This window comes from Iamia sp. (assembly GCF_035575815.1).
In the GTDB taxonomy this organism is placed as follows: domain Bacteria; phylum Actinomycetota; class Acidimicrobiia; order Acidimicrobiales; family Iamiaceae; genus Iamia.
In genome coordinates this window covers 1-16849 of sequence record NZ_DATLXO010000106.1, presented here as the reverse complement: position 1 = coordinate 16849, position 16849 = coordinate 1, and the positions used below count along the sequence as shown (strand labels likewise).

At 74.3% G+C, this 16849-nt stretch carries 14 protein-coding genes; 9 read left to right on the top strand and 5 right to left on the bottom strand.

The window, feature by feature from the left end; genetic code table 11:
• Positions 1-667: SAF domain-containing protein (locus VNL12_RS11495; protein ID WP_325594654.1), on the bottom strand; the 667-nt coding region annotated here is incomplete at its 3' end.
• A gap of 205 nt (positions 668-872) precedes the next feature.
• Here VNL12_RS11495 and VNL12_RS11490 point away from each other — a divergent pair.
• The gene (locus tag VNL12_RS11490) at positions 873-1103 is read left to right on the top strand and encodes a helix-turn-helix domain-containing protein (RefSeq protein WP_325594652.1); all 231 of its coding nucleotides are present in this window, start codon (positions 873-875) and stop codon (positions 1101-1103) included.
• Positions 1104-1144: 41 nt separating this feature from the next.
• Here the strand turns inward: VNL12_RS11490 and VNL12_RS11485 are convergent, their stop codons facing one another.
• The gene (locus VNL12_RS11485) at positions 1145-1735 is read right to left on the bottom strand and encodes a hypothetical protein (RefSeq protein WP_325594650.1); all 591 of its coding nucleotides are present in this window, start codon (positions 1733-1735) and stop codon (positions 1145-1147) included.
• 54 nt (positions 1736-1789) lie between these two features.
• On the opposite strand from VNL12_RS11485, the gene VNL12_RS11480 reads away from it, so the two are divergent.
• From VNL12_RS11480 to era, 4 genes are all read left to right on the top strand, one after another.
• Positions 1790-2809: a PhoH family protein gene (locus tag VNL12_RS11480; protein WP_325594648.1), complete on the top strand. Its 1020-nt coding sequence runs from the start codon at positions 1790-1792 to the stop codon at positions 2807-2809.
• A gap of 98 nt (positions 2810-2907) precedes the next feature.
• Entirely contained in the window at positions 2908-3381 is a 474-nt protein-coding gene (gene ybeY / locus VNL12_RS11475) for an rRNA maturation RNase YbeY (protein ID WP_325594646.1), read from the top strand.
• A complete protein-coding gene (locus tag VNL12_RS11470) occupies positions 3381-4763 on the top strand; it encodes a hemolysin family protein (RefSeq protein ID WP_325594645.1) in 1383 nt (460 codons plus the stop codon). The genes ybeY and VNL12_RS11470 overlap by 1 nt, the downstream gene beginning before the upstream one ends.
• Before the next feature lie 11 nt (positions 4764-4774).
• Entirely contained in the window at positions 4775-5623 is an 849-nt protein-coding gene (era, locus tag VNL12_RS11465) for a GTPase Era (protein WP_325594644.1), read from the top strand.
• A 193-nt stretch (positions 5624-5816) separates the two neighbouring features.
• Here the strand turns inward: era and VNL12_RS11460 are convergent, their stop codons facing one another.
• Both VNL12_RS11460 and VNL12_RS11455 read right to left on the bottom strand, forming a co-directional pair.
• Entirely contained in the window at positions 5817-7739 is a 1923-nt protein-coding gene (locus VNL12_RS11460) for an ATP-dependent DNA helicase (protein WP_325594642.1), read from the bottom strand.
• Between the two features lie 7 nt (positions 7740-7746).
• A complete protein-coding gene (locus VNL12_RS11455; protein ID WP_325594640.1) occupies positions 7747-8673 on the bottom strand; it encodes a YihY/virulence factor BrkB family protein in 927 nt (308 codons plus the stop codon).
• Between the two features lie 154 nt (positions 8674-8827).
• Between VNL12_RS11455 and recO the strand changes: the two genes are divergently transcribed.
• From recO to VNL12_RS11440, 3 genes are all read left to right on the top strand, one after another.
• Positions 8828-9559: a DNA repair protein RecO gene (recO, locus tag VNL12_RS11450; protein ID WP_325594639.1), complete on the top strand. Its 732-nt coding sequence runs from the start codon at positions 8828-8830 to the stop codon at positions 9557-9559.
• A 389-nt stretch (positions 9560-9948) separates the two neighbouring features.
• On the top strand, positions 9949-10395 hold the full coding sequence (locus tag VNL12_RS11445) for a TM2 domain-containing protein (protein WP_325594637.1): 447 nt from the start codon (positions 9949-9951) through the stop codon (positions 10393-10395).
• A 127-nt stretch (positions 10396-10522) separates the two neighbouring features.
• Positions 10523-10909: a TM2 domain-containing protein gene (locus VNL12_RS11440; RefSeq protein ID WP_325594635.1), complete on the top strand. Its 387-nt coding sequence runs from the start codon at positions 10523-10525 to the stop codon at positions 10907-10909.
• 79 nt (positions 10910-10988) lie between these two features.
• Here VNL12_RS11440 and mutM read toward each other — a convergent pair whose 3' ends face one another.
• Complete coding sequence (mutM, locus tag VNL12_RS11435; RefSeq protein WP_325594633.1) at positions 10989-11795, bottom strand: bifunctional DNA-formamidopyrimidine glycosylase/DNA-(apurinic or apyrimidinic site) lyase; 807 nt, start codon at positions 11793-11795, stop codon at positions 10989-10991.
• Positions 11796-12096: 301 nt separating this feature from the next.
• Here mutM and VNL12_RS11430 point away from each other — a divergent pair, with 301 nt between their 5' ends.
• Positions 12097-16848 carry an NAD-glutamate dehydrogenase domain-containing protein gene (locus tag VNL12_RS11430; RefSeq protein WP_325594631.1) on the top strand — a complete coding sequence of 1584 codons (4752 nt, stop codon included), beginning with the start codon at positions 12097-12099 and terminating at the stop codon, positions 16846-16848.
• The last annotated feature ends 1 nt before the right edge of the window (position 16849 follow it).

Here is a 16849-nt window from a genome sequence, read left to right as displayed (position 1 = left end):
TGCGCCCGGTCACCGTCGCGTTGACGATGGCAGCCCGCTCGTCGGCCGAATCGACCGAGAGGCGCAGCAGCACCTCGTCCGCGTTGGCCACGGTGGCCTCGCCGGTGGAGATGCTGACGACCTGGGCCACCTCGGCCAGGGTGACGGTGGTGCCCGACGTGTCGCCCCCATAGGTGACGACGACCTGGACCACATCGCCGCGCTGGAGGTCACCGGCGTTGGCGTCGGCCTGGGGCAGAGCCAGGGAGAAGGTGGGGACGGCGGCATCAGCGCCGTCGGCCAGTCCGCCGGCCTGGACGAGCTCACCCTCGGAGAGGGGCCCGACGGCGATGGCGCCGACCACGTCGCCGGGACGGGAGAAGACCCGGCCCTGGAGGGCGTCGGGGAGCGCAACGGCGGTGAGCTCGAGGTCACCGGCGGTGATCTCCTGGCCGGGCTCGAGGTCGCGGGCGGCGACCACGTAGGTGGTGCCGGTGCCCTGGCCGACCCCCGAGACGGCCGCGAAGATGCCGACCGCGGCCACCGTGACGAGCAGGCCACCCACGACGGCCCGGCCCCCGGGCAGTCCCCGGCGGGGCCGGATGCGACGCGCCCCGGTGCCCTCGGAACCGTCGGCGGCGCGGGACCCGTCGGGCGGACCGGGCGGACGGATCTGGGTGGCGGCCACGGGTGTCCTTTCCACTCCCGTTTGGTGGGCAGACCACGGGGAGGGCATCGTCGTCGGCGACGGACGGTGCTCGCTGTGTACCGTCAGAGCCGAGGGCGCCAAACCTGACGGGGGGAGGCGTGGCCGGGCCGGTCGGGATCGATCGGGGTGCGCTGGGAAGCCATGAGAGTGTCGGAGACATGCCGTCGGGGGTAAGGTGGCGCCCGTGACCAACGCACCCCGATGGCTCAGCACCGCCGAGGCGGCCAAGAGGCTCGGCATCACTCCCCGCACCCTGTACCGCTTCATCGACGGCGGCCAGCTCCCCGCCTACCGGTTCGGACGGGTGATCCGCCTGCAGGAGAACGAGGTCGACTCGTTCATCCAGACCTGTCGCATCGAGCCCGGCACCCTCGAGCACCTCTACCCCGAGGCCGTGGTGGCTGACGCCGACTGACGAACAACCGATCCGCCGCCCTCCACCGGCCCGCAGCGCCGTCAGCCGCCGCGGGGCACGTTGACCTCGGCCAACGCAGCGATGGGCACGTAGACCGTGCCGTCGGCCTCCGCGATGCGCAGTGTCAGCACGTCTCGCCCGACCGCCCGCAGGTCACCGGAGAGCCCGGTGCCGTCGCGGCTGACCACGAGCACCCGGGGACGTTCGCCGACCAGGGCCGAGAGGGCCTCGGCGAAGGCCAGATCGAGGGCCTGGGCGCGATCCGCACCCCCCCGCGGGCGGCCCTCCGGGCGGATGGCCACGATGGCGTCATAGGGCAGGAGCACGTCGGACCGGCCCGTGCGCACGGCGACGAAGTCCTCGCCCACGCCCCGCACGGTCCCCCGGTGTGTCCGCCCGCTCACGCCCTGGATGACGACCAGCTCCGCCCGCTCGGCCACGTCGAGCAGCACCCCGGCGACGAGCGCCTCCTCATCGGCCGCCTGGCGCAGCCACCGCTCACGGGCCCGGGCCGCGGCCGCGGCATCGACCCTCTGCTCGGCGAGGTAGCGGGTGAGCTCGGCGACCAGGTCCTCGCCGCCGCCGCCCCCACTGCCGCCGTTGACGTCGTCGTCCTCGTCGGGGGGCGCCATGGTCGGAGAACCTAGGCGGGGCCGGAGCCGGGCGGCAGTAGGCTCCGGCCTCTCGTGCTGCGTCGGCCCTCGTCGGCGCGCACCCCGTTCGGAGGACCGTTGGCGTCGACCCAGGTGAAGATCAGCATCCCGGGGAACCACCTGATGACGCCCCTGCTGGGGGCTCACGACGAGCACCTCCGGCTGATCGAGGCCGCCTTCCCGGGCACGCAGGTGGTGGTGCGGGGCAACGAGGTGGCCGTCGACGGCGACGACGTCGGTGACGTGGTCCGCCTGCTCGACGAGCTGGTGGCCATCGTCGAGCGGGGCGCCCCCCTCGACCCGGCCACCCTGGCCCGCACGATCGACATGGTGCGAGCGGACGAGAGCCCGTCGGAGGTCCTGACCGCCGAGGTGCTGAAGGCGGGCCGGGGCAAGACGGTGCGGCCCAAGACGGCCGGGCAGAAGCGCTACGTCGACGCCATCCGCGCCAACATCATCACCTTCGGCCTCGGCCCGGCGGGAACCGGGAAGTCGTGGCTGGCGGTGGCCATGGCGGTCCAGGCGCTGCAGGCCAAAGCGGTCGACCGCATCATCCTCACCCGCCCGGCGGTCGAGGCCGGCGAGCGGCTCGGCTTCCTCCCCGGCGACCTCATGGCCAAGGTCGACCCCTACCTGCGGCCGCTCTACGACGCCCTGCACGACATGGTGGGCACCGAGGGGTCCCAGCGCCTCCTCGAGCGGGGCGCGGTCGAGGTCGCCCCCCTCGCCTTCATGCGCGGTCGCACCCTCAACGCCAGCTTCATCATCCTCGATGAGGCCCAGAACACCACGCCCGAGCAGATGAAGATGTTCCTGACCCGCATCGGGTTCGGCTCCCGGGTCGTGGTCACCGGTGACACCACCCAGGTCGACGTGCCCGGCGGGCGCAGCGGTCTCGGTGGCCTGGAGGAAACCCTCGGGCCCATCGACGGCCTCGGCTTCGTGCACCTCGACCGCCGTGACGTGGTCCGCCACCGCATCGTCGCCGACATCGTCGATGCGTACGACCGGGCCGGGGCCTCGTCCTCGGCGCGCTCCGACCGCCACCGGTGATCGGGCGGCGCGGGCCCCGCGTCGGGGTCGCGGCAACGCCGGCGGCCGCGCACGGGGCACCAGCCGCCGGATCGAACGGCGAGACTCCCTTGGTCGCGGTGGAGCTGACCGTCGAGTGCGACGACGACGTCGAGGGCGAGCGATGGTCGCGGCTGCTCGCCGCCGCGCTCGCCGCCGAGGGGGTCGCCCCCGGGGCCGAGGCCGGACTGAGCTTCGTCACGCCCGCCGCCATGGCCGAGCTCAATGCCGCCCACATGGGCGCCACCGGGCCGACCGACGTGCTCGCCTTCCCCATCGACGGCCGCGACGCCGCCGGCGGCACGAGCGGTTCGGGCCCGCCGGGCGTGGTCGGCGACGTCGTCGTGTGCCCGTCGGTGGCCCACACCAACGCTCCCGGGCACGCCGGGCTCGCCGCCGATGAGCTCGCCCTCCTGGTGGTCCACGGTGCGCTCCACCTGATCGGCCACGACCACGCCGAGGGCGACGAGCGCGAGCAGATGCAGGCTCGGGAGCGGGCTCTGCTGGCCGAGCTCCACGGCCCGCTGGCGGCCGACCCCTGGGCCGAGCGGTGATGGTCGCCGGCGTCTCCGCGACCGGCGTCCTGGCCTCCGTCTCGACCGATGCGGTCGAAGGGGGTGATCCGGCGCTCGGCCCTGGCCAGGTGGCCATGATCGCCGCCCTCGTCGTGCTCCTCCTCGGTCTCGTGTTCCTGGCCCTGGCCGAGACCGGGCTCACCCGCATGACCCGGGCCCGGGCCACGGCGCTCCGCGACGAGGGGCGCAAGGGGGCCCGGGCGCTCCTGTCGCTGGTGGCCCACCCCGAGGAGTTCATCAACCCGCTGCTGCTCGTCGTGCTCATCGTGCAGTCGATCCAGACCGCGCTCACCACGCTGCTGGCCGAGGAGCTCTTCGGCGCCGCCGGGGTCGCGGTGGCCATCTTCGTCAACGTGATCCTCGTGTTCGTGCTGACCGAGGCGGCGCCCAAGACCTGGGCCGTCCAGCACCCGGAGAAGGCGGGGCTCTTCGCGGCCCGCCCCGTCCGGGCCCTCACGCGCTTCTGGCCGCTGCGCATGGTCTCCCGCGGCCTGATCGGCCTGACCAACGTGGTGCTCCCCGGCAAGGGGTTGCGGAAGGGGCCGTGGGTGTCGGAGGACGAGCTGCTCGCCTTCGCCGAGGAGGCCGTCGAGTCCGAGGCCATCGAGCACGAGGAGCGGCACCTGATCCGGCGCATCCTCGAGTTCGGCGACACCATGGTCCGCTCGGTGATGGTGCCGCGCACCGACATGGTCGGCGTGCCCGGCGGCTTCCGGGCCATCGACACCATGGAGGTCGTCCTGCTCAACGGCTACAGCCGCATCCCCGTCTACGACGAGGAGAAGGGCGTCGACGACGTGGTCGGCCTCGTCTACGCCCGCGACCTGATGCGCGTCGAGCGCGACGGTCGCGAGAACGAGCCGGTCACCGCGGTCATGCGCCCGGCCCGGTTCGTCCCCGAGACCAAGCGCGTCACCGAGCTGCTCCGCGAGATGCAGGCCGACCAGTTCCACATGGCCATCGCCGTCGACGAGTACGGCGGCACCGCCGGGCTGGTCACCCTCGAGGACCTCATCGAGGAGCTCGTGGGCGAGATCGTCGACGAGTTCGACGTCGAGGATCCGCGCGTCGAGCCCATCGCCGGCGGCGACTACCGGGTCAACGCCCGCCTCAGCGTCGACGACGCCCGCGAGCTGCTCGGCATCGAGCTCCCCGAGGGCGACGTCGACACCGTCGGCGGGGTGTTGTTCAAGGCCCTCGGCCACATCCCGGTCGAGGGCGAGGACGCCCTGGTCGAGGGGGTCCGCCTCCGGGCCGAGCGGGTGCAGGGGCGCCGCATCCTCCGGGTGCGGGTGACGCCGGCCGCACCGCCTCCCCCCGACGACGCCGGGGACGGCGACGACCGCCGGGAGCGGCGGTGAGGTCCGGCTTCGTGACCTTCGTCGGACGGCCCAACGTGGGCAAGTCGACGCTGCTGAACCAGATCCTCGGCACCAAGGTGGCCATCACCTCGGACAAGCCCCAGACGACCCGTTCGCAGGTCCGGGGCGTGCTGCACCGCACGCCCGACGCGGGCGGCGACCCCGATGGCGGCACCCAGATCGTCTTCGTGGACACGCCCGGCATCCACAAGCCCCGCACCGCCCTGGGCGAGCACCTCAACGCCACCGCGTCGCACGCGCTGCGCGACGTCGACGTGGCCTGCCTGGTGATCGACGCCACCGCCCGGATCGGCCCCGGCGACCGCTGGGTCGCGGCGCGGGTCCCTGCCGATGCCATCGTCGTGGTCAACAAGGTCGACGCCGCGGGCCGCGACGCGGTGGTGGCCCAGCTCGTCGCCGCCGGCGAGATCCCCGCCGCGGACTTCGTGCCCGTCTCGGCCCTCACCGGTGAAGGTGTCGACACGCTGGTGCGACTCTTGCTCGAGCGCATGCCCGAGGGCCCGCCCTACTACCCGGTCGAGGTGGTGCGCGAGTCCCCGGATGAGGTGTGGGTGGCCGAGCTGGTGCGCGAGCAGCTGCTGGCGGTGACCCGCGACGAGGTGCCGCACTCCATCGCCACCCGGGTCACCGAGTGGGAGTGGCCCCGGGTGCGGGTCGAGATCCTCGTCGAGCGCGAGTCCCAGAAGGGCATCGTGATCGGTCACAAGGGTGCGGTCCTCAAGGAGGTCGGCACGCGGGTGCGCGCCCAGCTGCCCGAAGGCGCCTTCGTCGAGCTGGCCGTCAAGGTCGACAAGGACTGGCAGCGTCGCCCCGAGTCGTTCCACCGTCTCGGCTTCTGACCCCGCCCGCAACCGCCCGCCAGCCCCGTTCGCGTTCTGGTCGCGATATCCGTGCCTGGAGCGACGGGTTCCGCGACCAGTTCGCAGGGGCCCGCGTTGTGGTCGCGATCGGCGTCCCTGGAGCGACGGGTTCCGCGACCAGTTGGGATGGGCGGGCGGGGCCACCGCGGGGTGCCCGGGGGGTCGCCGGGGCTCAGGCGGGGGACGTGACCAGGCGGAGGTAGGCCTCGGCCTCGGCGCGATCCTTGGTGCGGCGCATGGGGGGCAGGGCCCGGATCAGGTCCCAGCGGTAGCGGGCCTTGGCCAGGCGGGGGTCGAGCACGGCGACGACGCCCCGATCCGAAGCCGAGCGGATGAGGCGACCGGCGCCCTGGGCCAGCAACGTCGCCGCCCGGTCCAGGTCGACCAGGCGGAAGGCGTCGGCCCGGGCTGCCTCACGACGAGCCTGCATCAGCGGCTCATCGGGGCGGGGGAACGGGATGCGGTCGATGGCGACCAGCGACAGGGTGCGCCCCGGCACGTCGACGCCCTGCCAGAAGCCCAGGGTGGCAAACAGGCACGTCGGCTCGTCGTCGGTGAACGCCCGTACCAGCGCCGGCTTGGGCCGGTCGCGCTGGGTGAGCACCGGCACCGACAGGCGGGGGCGGAGCACGTCGACCGCGGCGTCCATGGCCCGGTACGACGTGAAGAGGGCAAGGGTCCGGCCGCCGGCCGCCTCGATGAGGGCCAGCAGCTCGGCGTGGGCGGCGGCCGCGTAGGACGCCTCGTTGGGGTTGGGGAGGTGGGCGGCGCAGTAGAGGAGGGCGTTGTGCTCGTGGTCGAACGGGCTGCCGACGTCGAGCTCGTCGACCTGGTCCGGCGGCAGGCCCAGGCGGGTGATCGCGGCGGGCGGCACGGTGGCACTGGTGAGGATCGCGGTCGTCTCGGACCACAGGCGCTCGGCCAGCGTCGGCGCCACGTCGACCGGGGCGACGCGCAGCGTGGGCGACGCGTCGGGCCCCTCGACCCACGTCACGGTGCCGTTCGGCGCTCGGAGGACGGCGTCGAGCTCGTCGGCCAGCGTCCCGGCGGTCTTGGCCGCCCGCACGGCACGGGCCGAGGTGTCGTCACCGCGATCGGTCGGCACCGCCTTGAGGCCGGCGAGGAAGCCGTCGACCGCGACGCGCGCCCCGGCCACCACCTCCGCAATGTCGGGGTCGAGCGCGCCCCGCAACCGCCGCCCGACGTACGGCACGAGCACCTGGGAGAGGGCCTCGCCGGCATGGTCGACCGCGTCGTGGGTCGGGGCGTCCTCGAGCACCGACCGCCCGGCGCGGGCCAGGGCGGTGAAGCGACCGGCGGTGAGCTCGACGCCGAACGTCGACGAGATGACGTCCTCGAGCTGGTGGACCTCATCGATGATGACCAGATCGTGCTCGGGCAGCACCATGCCCCCGCTCTCGAGGTGCAGCCCGTAGAGGTGGAGGTTGACCACCACCACGTCGGCCTCGGCCGCCGCCCGCCGGGCGGCCTCGGTGAAGCAGGAGTCGCCCTGGGGGCACCGCATGGCCCCCGGGCACTCGCGCGCCCCGACGCTCACCGCCGACCAGGTGGCGGGCGACGGTTCGATCGGGAGCTCGGCCCGGTCGCCGGTGGTGGTGGTGGCCGCCCACGCCTTCACCGTCGCCAGCTCGGCCTCCGGGGCCCGGCCGGCCAGGCCGTCGAGGGCGAGCTGCCAGCCGGCGGCCTCGATCTCGCCAAGCCGTTGGCGGCACACGTAGTTCGACCGTCCCTTCAACACCGCGTAGGTGAGGTCGCCGTCGGTGTGCTCGACGAGGAAGGGGAGGTCTTTGCCGGCCAGCTGGTCCTGCAGGGCCTTGGTGGCCGTCGCGATGACCACGGGGCGATCCGACAGCGCGGCGGGCACCAGGTAGGCGAGTGACTTGCCGGTGCCGGTGCCGGCCTGCACGAGCAGGTGGCGCCCCGACGCGATGGCCCGCTCCACGGCCTCGGCCATGGCCGCCTGCCCGGGCCGCTCCTCGCCCCCTCCGGGCAGGGCGCGCGTCACGGTGCCCAGTGTGCGCGTCACGGCGCCGGGGGCGGCGATGGCCGGTGGTCGGTCGTCGCTGTCGGCCACCTGGGGTTCAGGCCGGTTCAGCAGGTGACGGTTCGGTCGCGACCACGGCCCCGCCCCGGTCGGCCTCGACGGGGATCTCACCGGCGACGCGCGGCGCCTTGATCTCGAGGGTGACGAAGCCCGAGGCATCTTCGTGGCGTACGGCGTTGAACGCTGAGGAGTACACGATCAGCCGGGAGAAGACGGCGAGCCAGGCCAGAACGGCGAACACCACGCCCAGCGGTCCGTAGAGCGACGACGACGACGCCACCATGCGGGGCACCACCACGGTGCCGACCAGCTTGAGCAACTCGAAGCCGACGGCGCCCATGACCGCACCGGGCACCAGGTGGCGCCACCCGGCCCGACGGTCACCGAGCACCCAGAACGTCCACAGGAAGAAGCCCAGCTCGAACGCCAGGCCCAGCAGGATCAGACCTGCCGAGGTCACGCTCCGGGGCACGACCTCGGGGGTGCGGTTGAGCAGGGCCCCGGCCCCCAAGGATCCGATGAAGGTGACGGCGCCACCGAGGGCCCAGACGAGGCCGGTCAGCTTGGCCTTGAGGCCCTCGGCCTTGCGCTGCCACGGGGTGCGCACGGCGAGGGAGATCGCGGCAGTGACGCGGAGGCCGCTCCAGAGCAGGCCGGCGATGCCGACGATCGATGCCCCTCGGCGGCTCTCCTGGGCGGTCTCGATGGTGGTCAGCATGGTCTCGGCCGCCTCGCCCTCGAGCCCGAGGCCGTCGATCAGGTCGCCGGCCACCGATGGGTCGCCGGCGGTGAGGAAGCCGACCACGGCGATGGTGACCAGCACCAGCGGGAAGATGGCGACGAAGAACATGAGCGTCGCGGCCGAGGCGACCGCCCCGCCGTTCGTCTCGCCCACCCGCTCCTGGACGTCGAGCACGGTCCCCAGCCACGGCCAACGCTCGGCCAGGGCCCTCAGCCGTTCCATCTCGGCACGCTACCCACGGCTGACCGCTCACCCGCTCACCCCGCTCGTCCCGCCCTCGCCCGACCGGTCGGGCGATCCCACCGGACCCGGGAGCCGCATCGGTAGCGTGCGGAGGTGCGACAGGACCGCAGGCGACGACGGCGTTGGCGGCGGCATGGCTGAGCCCGTCGGGCTCTACCGGGACCACGCCATCGTCCTGCGCACCTACAAGCTGGGCGAGGCCGATCGCATCGTCGTGTTGCTGACCGAGGCCCACGGCGAGATCCGGGCCGTGGCCAAGGGCGTGCGCCGCACCAAGAGCCGCTTCGGCGCCCGGCTCGAGCCGCCCACGCACCTCGCGGTGCAGCTCTACCGGGGACGAGGAGAGCTCGACACGGTGTCCCAGGTCGAGACGATCGACCATTTCCGGGCCCTACGCACCGACCTGGAGGGCCTGGGCCGGGCCCTCACCATGGTCGAGGCCGTCGACCAGGTGGCCCTCGAGCGCGAGCCCAACGGTCAGCTCTACCGGTTGCTGCTCGGCGCCCTGCGCACCCTGGCCGCCGACCCGTCGCCGCTCGTGCTCGCCGGCTTCCTGTGGAAGCTGTTGGCCCTCGAGGGGGTGGCGCCCATGATCGACCGGTGCGTGGTGTGCGGCGCGGAGGGGCCGCTGGTGGCCTTCGACCTGATGGAGGGCGGGGCTGTGTGTCGCGACGACCGCCGGGGCCAGCCCCTGTCACCTGAGGCCCTGGCCCTGCTGCGCGACGTGCTCGGGGGACGCCTCGGCGCGGCGCTGGCCGCGCCCGTGACGGCGGCGACCGTCGAGGTCGACCGGCTCGCGGTGCGCGCCGTGGAGCACCACCTCGAGCGCCGCCTGCGCTCGGTGGGCGTCCTCGACAGCACGTGAGCGAGCGCAGCGAGCGAGCCAGACAGCACGGGATCTCTGGCGGCGGAGCGTGCGGAGCCGTCAGCGGTCATTGGTGCCCGGCGATGGGAACCGGGCCCGATGTGGCCTACGACCCGATGGTGCACCAATGACCGGCCGCAGGGCGGAGCGGCCCCCAGGGTGGGGGAGTGCTCCCCCACCACAATGGTCGACGGGGGGCCGACGCTGGGCCAGACTGCGCACTGCCGACTCGGGCCCGGCCGTCATCGCCGACGACCAGACGCCGATGCATGATCCTCGTCACCGCGACGAGGATCACGAGGAGCGGACCGAACCGCACCGCTCAGGTCCGCACTTCTCGACCACCGCAATGGGCCAGACCGGTCCCGCAGCCCGCTGGAGACACCGCCATGAGCAACCTGCCCCCTCCTCCGCCCCCCGGCGCCCCGGCTCCTCCGCCGGGCCCAGGGGCGCCCCCGCCTCCCGGCCCCGGCTACGCCCCTCCGCCCGAGCCCGGGTACGGCCCTCCCCCGGCGTACGCCCCGCACGGCTATGCCCCGCCGCCCGGCGGGTTCGGCGCCCCCGGCTACGCCCCTGTCGCCCAACCCGGTGTGCCGCCCGGCTACGTCCAGAAGGACAAGATGGTCGCCGGCCTCCTGGCGATCCTCATCGGCGCCTTCGGCATCCACAACTTCTACCTGGGCGAGACCGGCAAGGGCGTGGCCCAGCTCCTGATCACCGTCCTCTCCTGCGGGTTCCTCGCCATCGTGTCGAGCATCTGGGCGATCATCGAGGGCGTCCAGATCCTGACCGGCAGCATCAACACCGACGCCAACGGCGTCCCGCTCAAGGGCTGATGTCCAGTCTCGGACGGCGCCGGATGGCGTCGTCCTCCGTTCCGACCTCCGCTGCGGGTGCGGCGAGGGCGGCCACCGACCCTCCATCGCGGGTCACACCATCACCAACACAGTTGGAGGAGCACCAATGAGCAACGTCCCACCGCCACCGCCACCGCCACCCGGTCCGCAGGGCCCGCAGGGTTCGCCGCCCCCCACGGCGCAGGGAGGCTACGGCACCCCGGCGCCCCCGCCCGCCGCCGGTGGCGCCCTGTCACCGACGTGGAACATGACCGACCCGCCGCCCGCAGGGTGGGTCCCCAAGCAGAAGATGGTCGCCGGCATCCTCGGGATCCTCCTCGGGGCATGGGGTGCGCACAGCTTCTACCTGGGCAACACCAAGAAGGGCATCATCCAGCTGGTGGTCAGCATCGTCACCTGCGGCATCGGTGGGATATGGGGCCTCATCGAGGGCATCCAGATCCTCACCGGCAGCATCAAGACCGATGCCTACGGCGTGCCCATGACCGAGTAGCCCCTTCCGGGCCCCGTCACGCCACGAGGGAACCAGCTCCGGCCGGTGCCCTCGTCGCGTGCGGGCGCCTCGCGGTCGCTCAGTGTTGGCAGCGGGGGCACGACGTGGTGCCCCGGCCGTCGACCACCGAACGGCGCAGCACGGCGCCGCAGCGCGCACAGGGGAGCCCGCCGCGGCCGTAGCAGGCCAGGGCGGACTGGTTGCGCCCCGGCTCGCCGCTGACGGTGCGGTAGTCGCGGAGCGTCGTGCCGCCGTTGGCCAGCCCGACGGCGAGCGCGTCGCGCACTGCGCCGTGGAGGCGGGTGGCGCGGTCGCGACCGACCCGTCGCGTCGCAGGAGCGATGCCGGCGCGCCACAGGGCCTCATCGGCGTAGATGTTGCCCACGCCGGCCACCACGCGCTGGCCGAGCAGCTGGGTCTTGACCCGGGTCGTGCTGCGGGCCAGCGCCCGCCACAGCCCGTCGGGGGTGAAGGCGTCGCTGAAGGGCTCGGGGCCGAGGGCAGCGAGGGTCGGCAGGCTGCGGTGGTCACCGGCGGCGACGACGGCGATGCGCCCGAAGCGCCGGATGTCGCGGAACACGAGCGTCGCTCCGTCGTCCATCTGCCACCAGGCCCGGACGTGGGGACCGTCCGGCGCCAGGTCGGGTCGGAGCTGGCCGGTCATGCCCAGGTGCACCACCAGCTCGGCCGCGGTGTCGTCTGGGGTGCGCAGGTCGGCGAGGAGGTACTTGCCCCGGCGCCGGACGCCGGTGATCGTCGATCCGAGGGCGGCGGGGGCCGAGGCGAACTTGGCCGACGGGTGGGCCTCGGCGTCGACGACCGTGCGCCCGACGAGCAGCGGGTCGAGGGCGACGCGGATCGTCTCCACCTCGGGCAGCTCGGGCACCGGCCCAACGTAGGTGCGATCACTGCAGATGCGGCGGGCGGCGACGCAACGGGGTGGCAACGCTGACCGTCGGCTGCGGGGTTGATGGTGACTACGTCGAGCACCTCGAGCACGTCACTCACCTCGGCAGGCGGCGGCGCCCGGCGGCGCCGGACGCTCGTCGGTACCATCGGCCCGACCGTCCGGAGACCCCCTGACCGCATCATCCGACCCTCGAGCCGACCGCGACGCGCCGCCCGACCCGGGGCGTCGCGATGCCTTCGCGGCGGTCATCCGGCGCCGCCTGGCCACGTCCGACACGGTGGCCGACGCGGTCGTCGACGACGCGCTGGCGTTCGCGTCCGACCGTCCGGCGGACGAGTGGGTGGCCCGGGTCCGACCGCCCGGCACCGACCTGCTCGCCGGCCACCCGGCGCGGGGTGCGGTCGTCGACCTGTCGGGGCCGGACCGTCCGCTCGTCGTCACCTCCGTCGAGGAGGAGCTGCGGGCCCGGGCCCTGCGCATCGCCCAGGTCACGGCAGTCGCGTACGGCGCAGTCCGGAGCCCCGACGGTGCCCTGGTCGAGGTCGGGCCCGCGAGGCGCGCCGAGCACCCCGAGGCCTACCTCCAGGTCGAGCTGGAACAGGCGCTGACCGACGCCGAGGCCGAGGCGATCGTGCCCGCCCTCCTCCTACTCCTCGGCCACATCGACGTGGTGACCCAGGACCACGCGGCCATGCGCAGCCGGCTCCGTCGGGTGGCGGCGTGCTTGGAGGACGGCGGGGCCGACGCGTCGCCCGACCGAGTCGATGCAGTCGCCACCGTGCGATGGCTGCTCGACGGCAACGCCCTGCTGCTCGGCCTGGCCCGGACCCCGGACCCGCACGCGGCGCGAAGGCCTGACGGGCCGGATCTCGGTCTGTTCCGGTCGCGCCCGCCCACCGAGCTGACCGACCGTGACCTCCGACGCCCGGCGCCCGACGCGGAGGATCCGCTGCGGGTCTCCCGCCTGGCCCGGTTGAGCCCGCTGCACCGCCGGGTGCCCATGTTGCTGCTCGAGGCCTGGACGCCGTCGCCCGACGGCGGCGGGGGCGTCGTCGAGCGGCTGCTCTGGGTGGTCGCCCGGCGGGCCGCCGGTGCTCCGCTGTCGTCGGTGCCGCTGCTGCGGCGCAAGCTCGACGGGCTGCTCGAGCGCGAGGACGTCGTCCCCGGCTCCTACGACGAGCAGCACCTCACCCTGCTGTTCCAGTCGCTGCCCGAGGACGACCTCTTCAGCCTCGACGTCGAGACCCTCCACGCCCTCGTCCACGAGCTGAGGGCCGAGGACCGTGATCACAGCGTCCGGGTGGCGCTCCGCCCGGCGGAGGACTCCCACGCCGTCGCCGCTCTGGTGACGGTGCCGATCGAGCGCTGGACCCGGCCCCTCCGAGAGCGGCTCGAGCGGTTCCTCTGCGCCCAGCTCGACGGTGAGCGCGTCGACGTCGCCCTCTCGATCGGCGGCGGCTCATCGGGCGTCACCGCCCGCTTCCTCGTCCACGTCGCTCCCGACCTACCGGTGCCCGACCCGCTCGACGCCGTCGCTCGCGAGGTGCGCCTGCTCTGCCGGTCCTGGGAGGAGCAGCTCGTCTCGGCCGTCCCCGACCCTCCGGGTGCCACCCCGCCGGCGCCGGCCGATCAAGCCGGGGTGCTGGCCGCCCGGTGGGCCGCGCGCCTGCCCGAGGCGTACCGCGACGCGGTGCGGCCGTCGGACGCCGTGCGCGACGTGCTCGAGCTCGATGCGGTCGAACGGGGCGACGCCTGCGCCGACATGCCGGCCGGACGCCGGGTGCGGGTGTGGTTCGCCCGCGGCCCGGGGCGCGACGCACCTGACCGCATGGGCCTCGTCACCGACCACCCCATCGAGCTGTCCCGGCTGCTGCCGGTGCTCGAGAGCCTCGACCTGTGGGTCACCGACGAGGCACGGTGGTCCGCCGGCGCCACCCTCGACCTCCACCACCTCGGCGTGCGCGTGCGCCGCGCTGCCGGCGGCGGCGATGAGGCGGTCAGTGCCGCGAACCGGCCCCCCTCTCTCGTGGGCACCGACACCGGGCGCCGGGTGGCCGATGCCATCACGGTGCTGCTGGGGGGCCGGGCCGACCGCGACGGCCTCAACCGCCTGGTGCTGCACGCGGGGCTGGGGTGGGACGACGTCGGCGTGTTGCGGGCGTACCGCCGCTACCGCCACCAGGTCGACGGCCGCGACGACCAGTCCTACGTCGACGACGTCCTCGTGGCCCACCCCGGCATCGCCCGCCTGCTGGTCACCCTGTGGCACGCCCGCTTCGGCTCTGCGCCCGAGGGTGGTCCCGACCGCGCCGCCGGACCCGACGCGGAGCGCCGGGCCCGCGCCGCCGCCGCGTCGCACGAGGTGCACCGCGCGTGCGACGCCCTCACCCGCCTTGACCACGACCGCATCCTCCGAGGCCTGGCCGGCACCATCGACGCCACGCTGCGCACCAACCGCACCGTGCGGCCCGAGGGGCCCCTCGCCCTCAAGATCGACCCCTCCGCGGTGCCCGGCGCGCCCTACCCGCGCCCGTTCCGCGAGGTGTTCGTCAGCGGTCGCACCGTCGAGGGGGTCCACCTGCGCGCTGGTGCGGTCGCCCGGGGCGGGCTGCGCGCCAGCGATCGGGTCCAGGACTACCGCTCGGAGGTCCTCGACCTCATGCGCACCCAGGTGCTGAAGAACGCGGTGATCGTCCCCACCGGGGCCAAGGGCGGTTTCGTCGTGCGCGACGACCCTGCCCTCGACGGGCGCCTCGGCGAGATGGTGACGAGTGACCCCCGGGCCCGGGTCGCGGCGGCCTACGACGCGTTCGTGGGGGCGCTGCTCGACGTCACCGACGACATCGTCGACGGGCAGGTCCGGGCGGTGCCGGGGCGGTGGGACGACGACGACCCCTACCTGGTGGTCGCGGCCGACAAGGGCACGGCGACGTTCTCGGACCGGGCCAACGCCCTGGCCGAGAGCCGTAGCTTCTGGCTGGGCGACGCATTCGCCTCGGGCGGGTCGCACGGGTACGACCACAAGGCCCTCGGCATCACCGCCCGGGGGGCGTGGGTCGCCATCGCCCGCCACCTGCGGGCTCTGGGCCTCGATGCGCATCGCGACGAGGTCACCGTCGCCGGCGTCGGCGACATGTCCGGCGACGTGTTCGGCAACGGGCTCCTGCACTCCGACCGTCTGCGCCTGGTGGCCGCCTTCGACCATCGCCACATCTTCCTCGACCCCGATCCGGACCCCGCTGCCTCCTATGCCGAGCGCCGCCGCCTCTTCGAGCAGCCCGGCTCGGCGTGGGCCGACTACGACTCCGAGCTCATCTCGTCCGGTGGCGGCGTGCACCCCCGCACGGCCAAGGCGGTGGCCCTCACCCCCGAGGTGCAGGCCGCCCTGCGGACCGACGCGGCCGAGCTCACCCCGGCCGCGCTGGTGCGGGCCGTGCTGTGCGCGCCGGTCGACCTGCTCTACTTCGGCGGCATCGGCACCTACGTGCGGGCCTCGACCGAGGACGAGTCCCGGGTCGACGACCGGGCCAACGCCGAGGTGCGGGTGACCGGTCGTGACCTGCGCGCCCGGGTGGTGGGAGAGGGGGCGAACCTCGCCCTCACCCAGCGGGCGCGCATCGAGGTGGCCCGCCGGGGCGGGCGCATCAACATGGACGCCATCGACAACGCCGCCGGCGTCGACTGCAGCGACCACGAGGTCAACCTAAAGATCCTCCTGGCCCGGGCCGAGGCCGACGGGCTCATCGACCGACCCGAGCGCGACCGGCTGCTCGCCGCTCACGCGGAGGACGTGGTCTCCGCCGTGCTGTCGGACTGCGCCGCCCAGTGCGAGGCGCTCGACCGGGCCGAGCGGTCGACGCCGGCGGGCATGCGGACCGTGGCCCTGGTGCTGCGTCGCCTCGTGGCCGACGGGGTCCTCGACCCCGAGGTCGAGGCCCTGCCCGACGAAGCCGAGCTGGAGGCGCGGGCCCAGGCCGGCGCCGGCTTCACCCGGCCCGAGCTCGCCGTGCTCCTCGCGGGCGTGAAGCGACGGCTGGCGATCGAGCTGCTCGACTCCACCGTGCCCGATGCACCGGTCGCTCGCGACGCACTGGTCGGCTACTTCCCGGCCGAGTTGGCCGAGCGGTTCGCCGGTCTGCTCGACGAGCACCGGCTCCGGCGCGAGCTGGTCGCAGCCGAGGTGGCCAACGACCTCGTCGACCACCTCGGCCTGACCGCGGTGGTGGCCCTCGCCGACGAGCTCGGCGTCGGGGTGCCCGACGTGACCCTGGCCTACTGGGTGGTGCGCAGGGTGGTGCGGGCCCCCGAGCGCTGGATCGTGCTGTCGCGACGGCGGGGGGCGACGGTGCCCGACCTCGACCCCGACCCGGTGGACGGTGGCGACCTGCTGGCCGATGTGCTGCGCACCCTGACCCGGGCCGAGCTGATGCGACGCCGCGGCCTCAGGGGTGGCGGCCCGTGGGATCCTGCGGCGCGCATCGCGGCCGACCGGCCGGTGGCCGATGCAGTCCTCGCGGCCGCCGCCGGTGATCGCGACGCTGATCGCCGCCGGGCTCGGGCCCGTCTGGCCACCCGCCTGGTGGCCGGCGGCCTCGACCCCGAGGTCGCGGAGTCGGCCGCGGAGGTGACGGTCCTCGAGATCGTTCCCGACGTGGCCGAGGTCGCCCGGGACCTGGCACGCGACCCGATCGAGGTGCTCGAGGCGTTTCGGGCCGCCGAGTCCGGGCTCGGGCTCGATGACCTGCGGCGACGGGTGGAGGCGCTCGTGCCCGACGGTGCGTGGGGTCCCGCAGCCCGCCAGGGCCTCCTCGACGACCTGGTGCTGGTGCGGCGGGAGTCGGCCCGCCGGGCCCTCGCCGGCGCCGAGCCCGATGACGGGCCGGCCGAGGCCGTTGCCCGCCACCTGGCGTCCAACCCCGTCGCCGCGGCCGAGGCCGAGGCCGTCCGAGGTCGCCTGGTGCGCGAGGAGGCCGTGGGCCTCGACGCCCTCGCCGTCGCCGTCCGCGCCGCCCGCCGCGCCGCCCTCTGAC

Excerpts from the sequence above, each read along its gene's own strand:
- VNL12_RS11485 (WP_325594650.1), bottom strand. The coding sequence starts at position 1,735 with ATGGCGCCCCCCGACGAGGACGACGACGTCAACGGCGGCAGTGGGGGC.
- VNL12_RS11470 (WP_325594645.1), top strand. The coding sequence starts at position 3,381 with ATGGTCGCCGGCGTCTCCGCGACCGGCGTCCTGGCCTCCGTCTCGACC.
- VNL12_RS11455 (WP_325594640.1), bottom strand. The coding sequence starts at position 8,673 with ATGGAACGGCTGAGGGCCCTGGCCGAGCGTTGGCCGTGGCTGGGGACC.
- recO (WP_325594639.1), top strand. The coding sequence starts at position 8,828 with ATGGCTGAGCCCGTCGGGCTCTACCGGGACCACGCCATCGTCCTGCGC.
- VNL12_RS11445 (WP_325594637.1), top strand. The coding sequence starts at position 9,949 with ATGAGCAACCTGCCCCCTCCTCCGCCCCCCGGCGCCCCGGCTCCTCCG.
- VNL12_RS11440 (WP_325594635.1), top strand. The coding sequence starts at position 10,523 with ATGAGCAACGTCCCACCGCCACCGCCACCGCCACCCGGTCCGCAGGGC.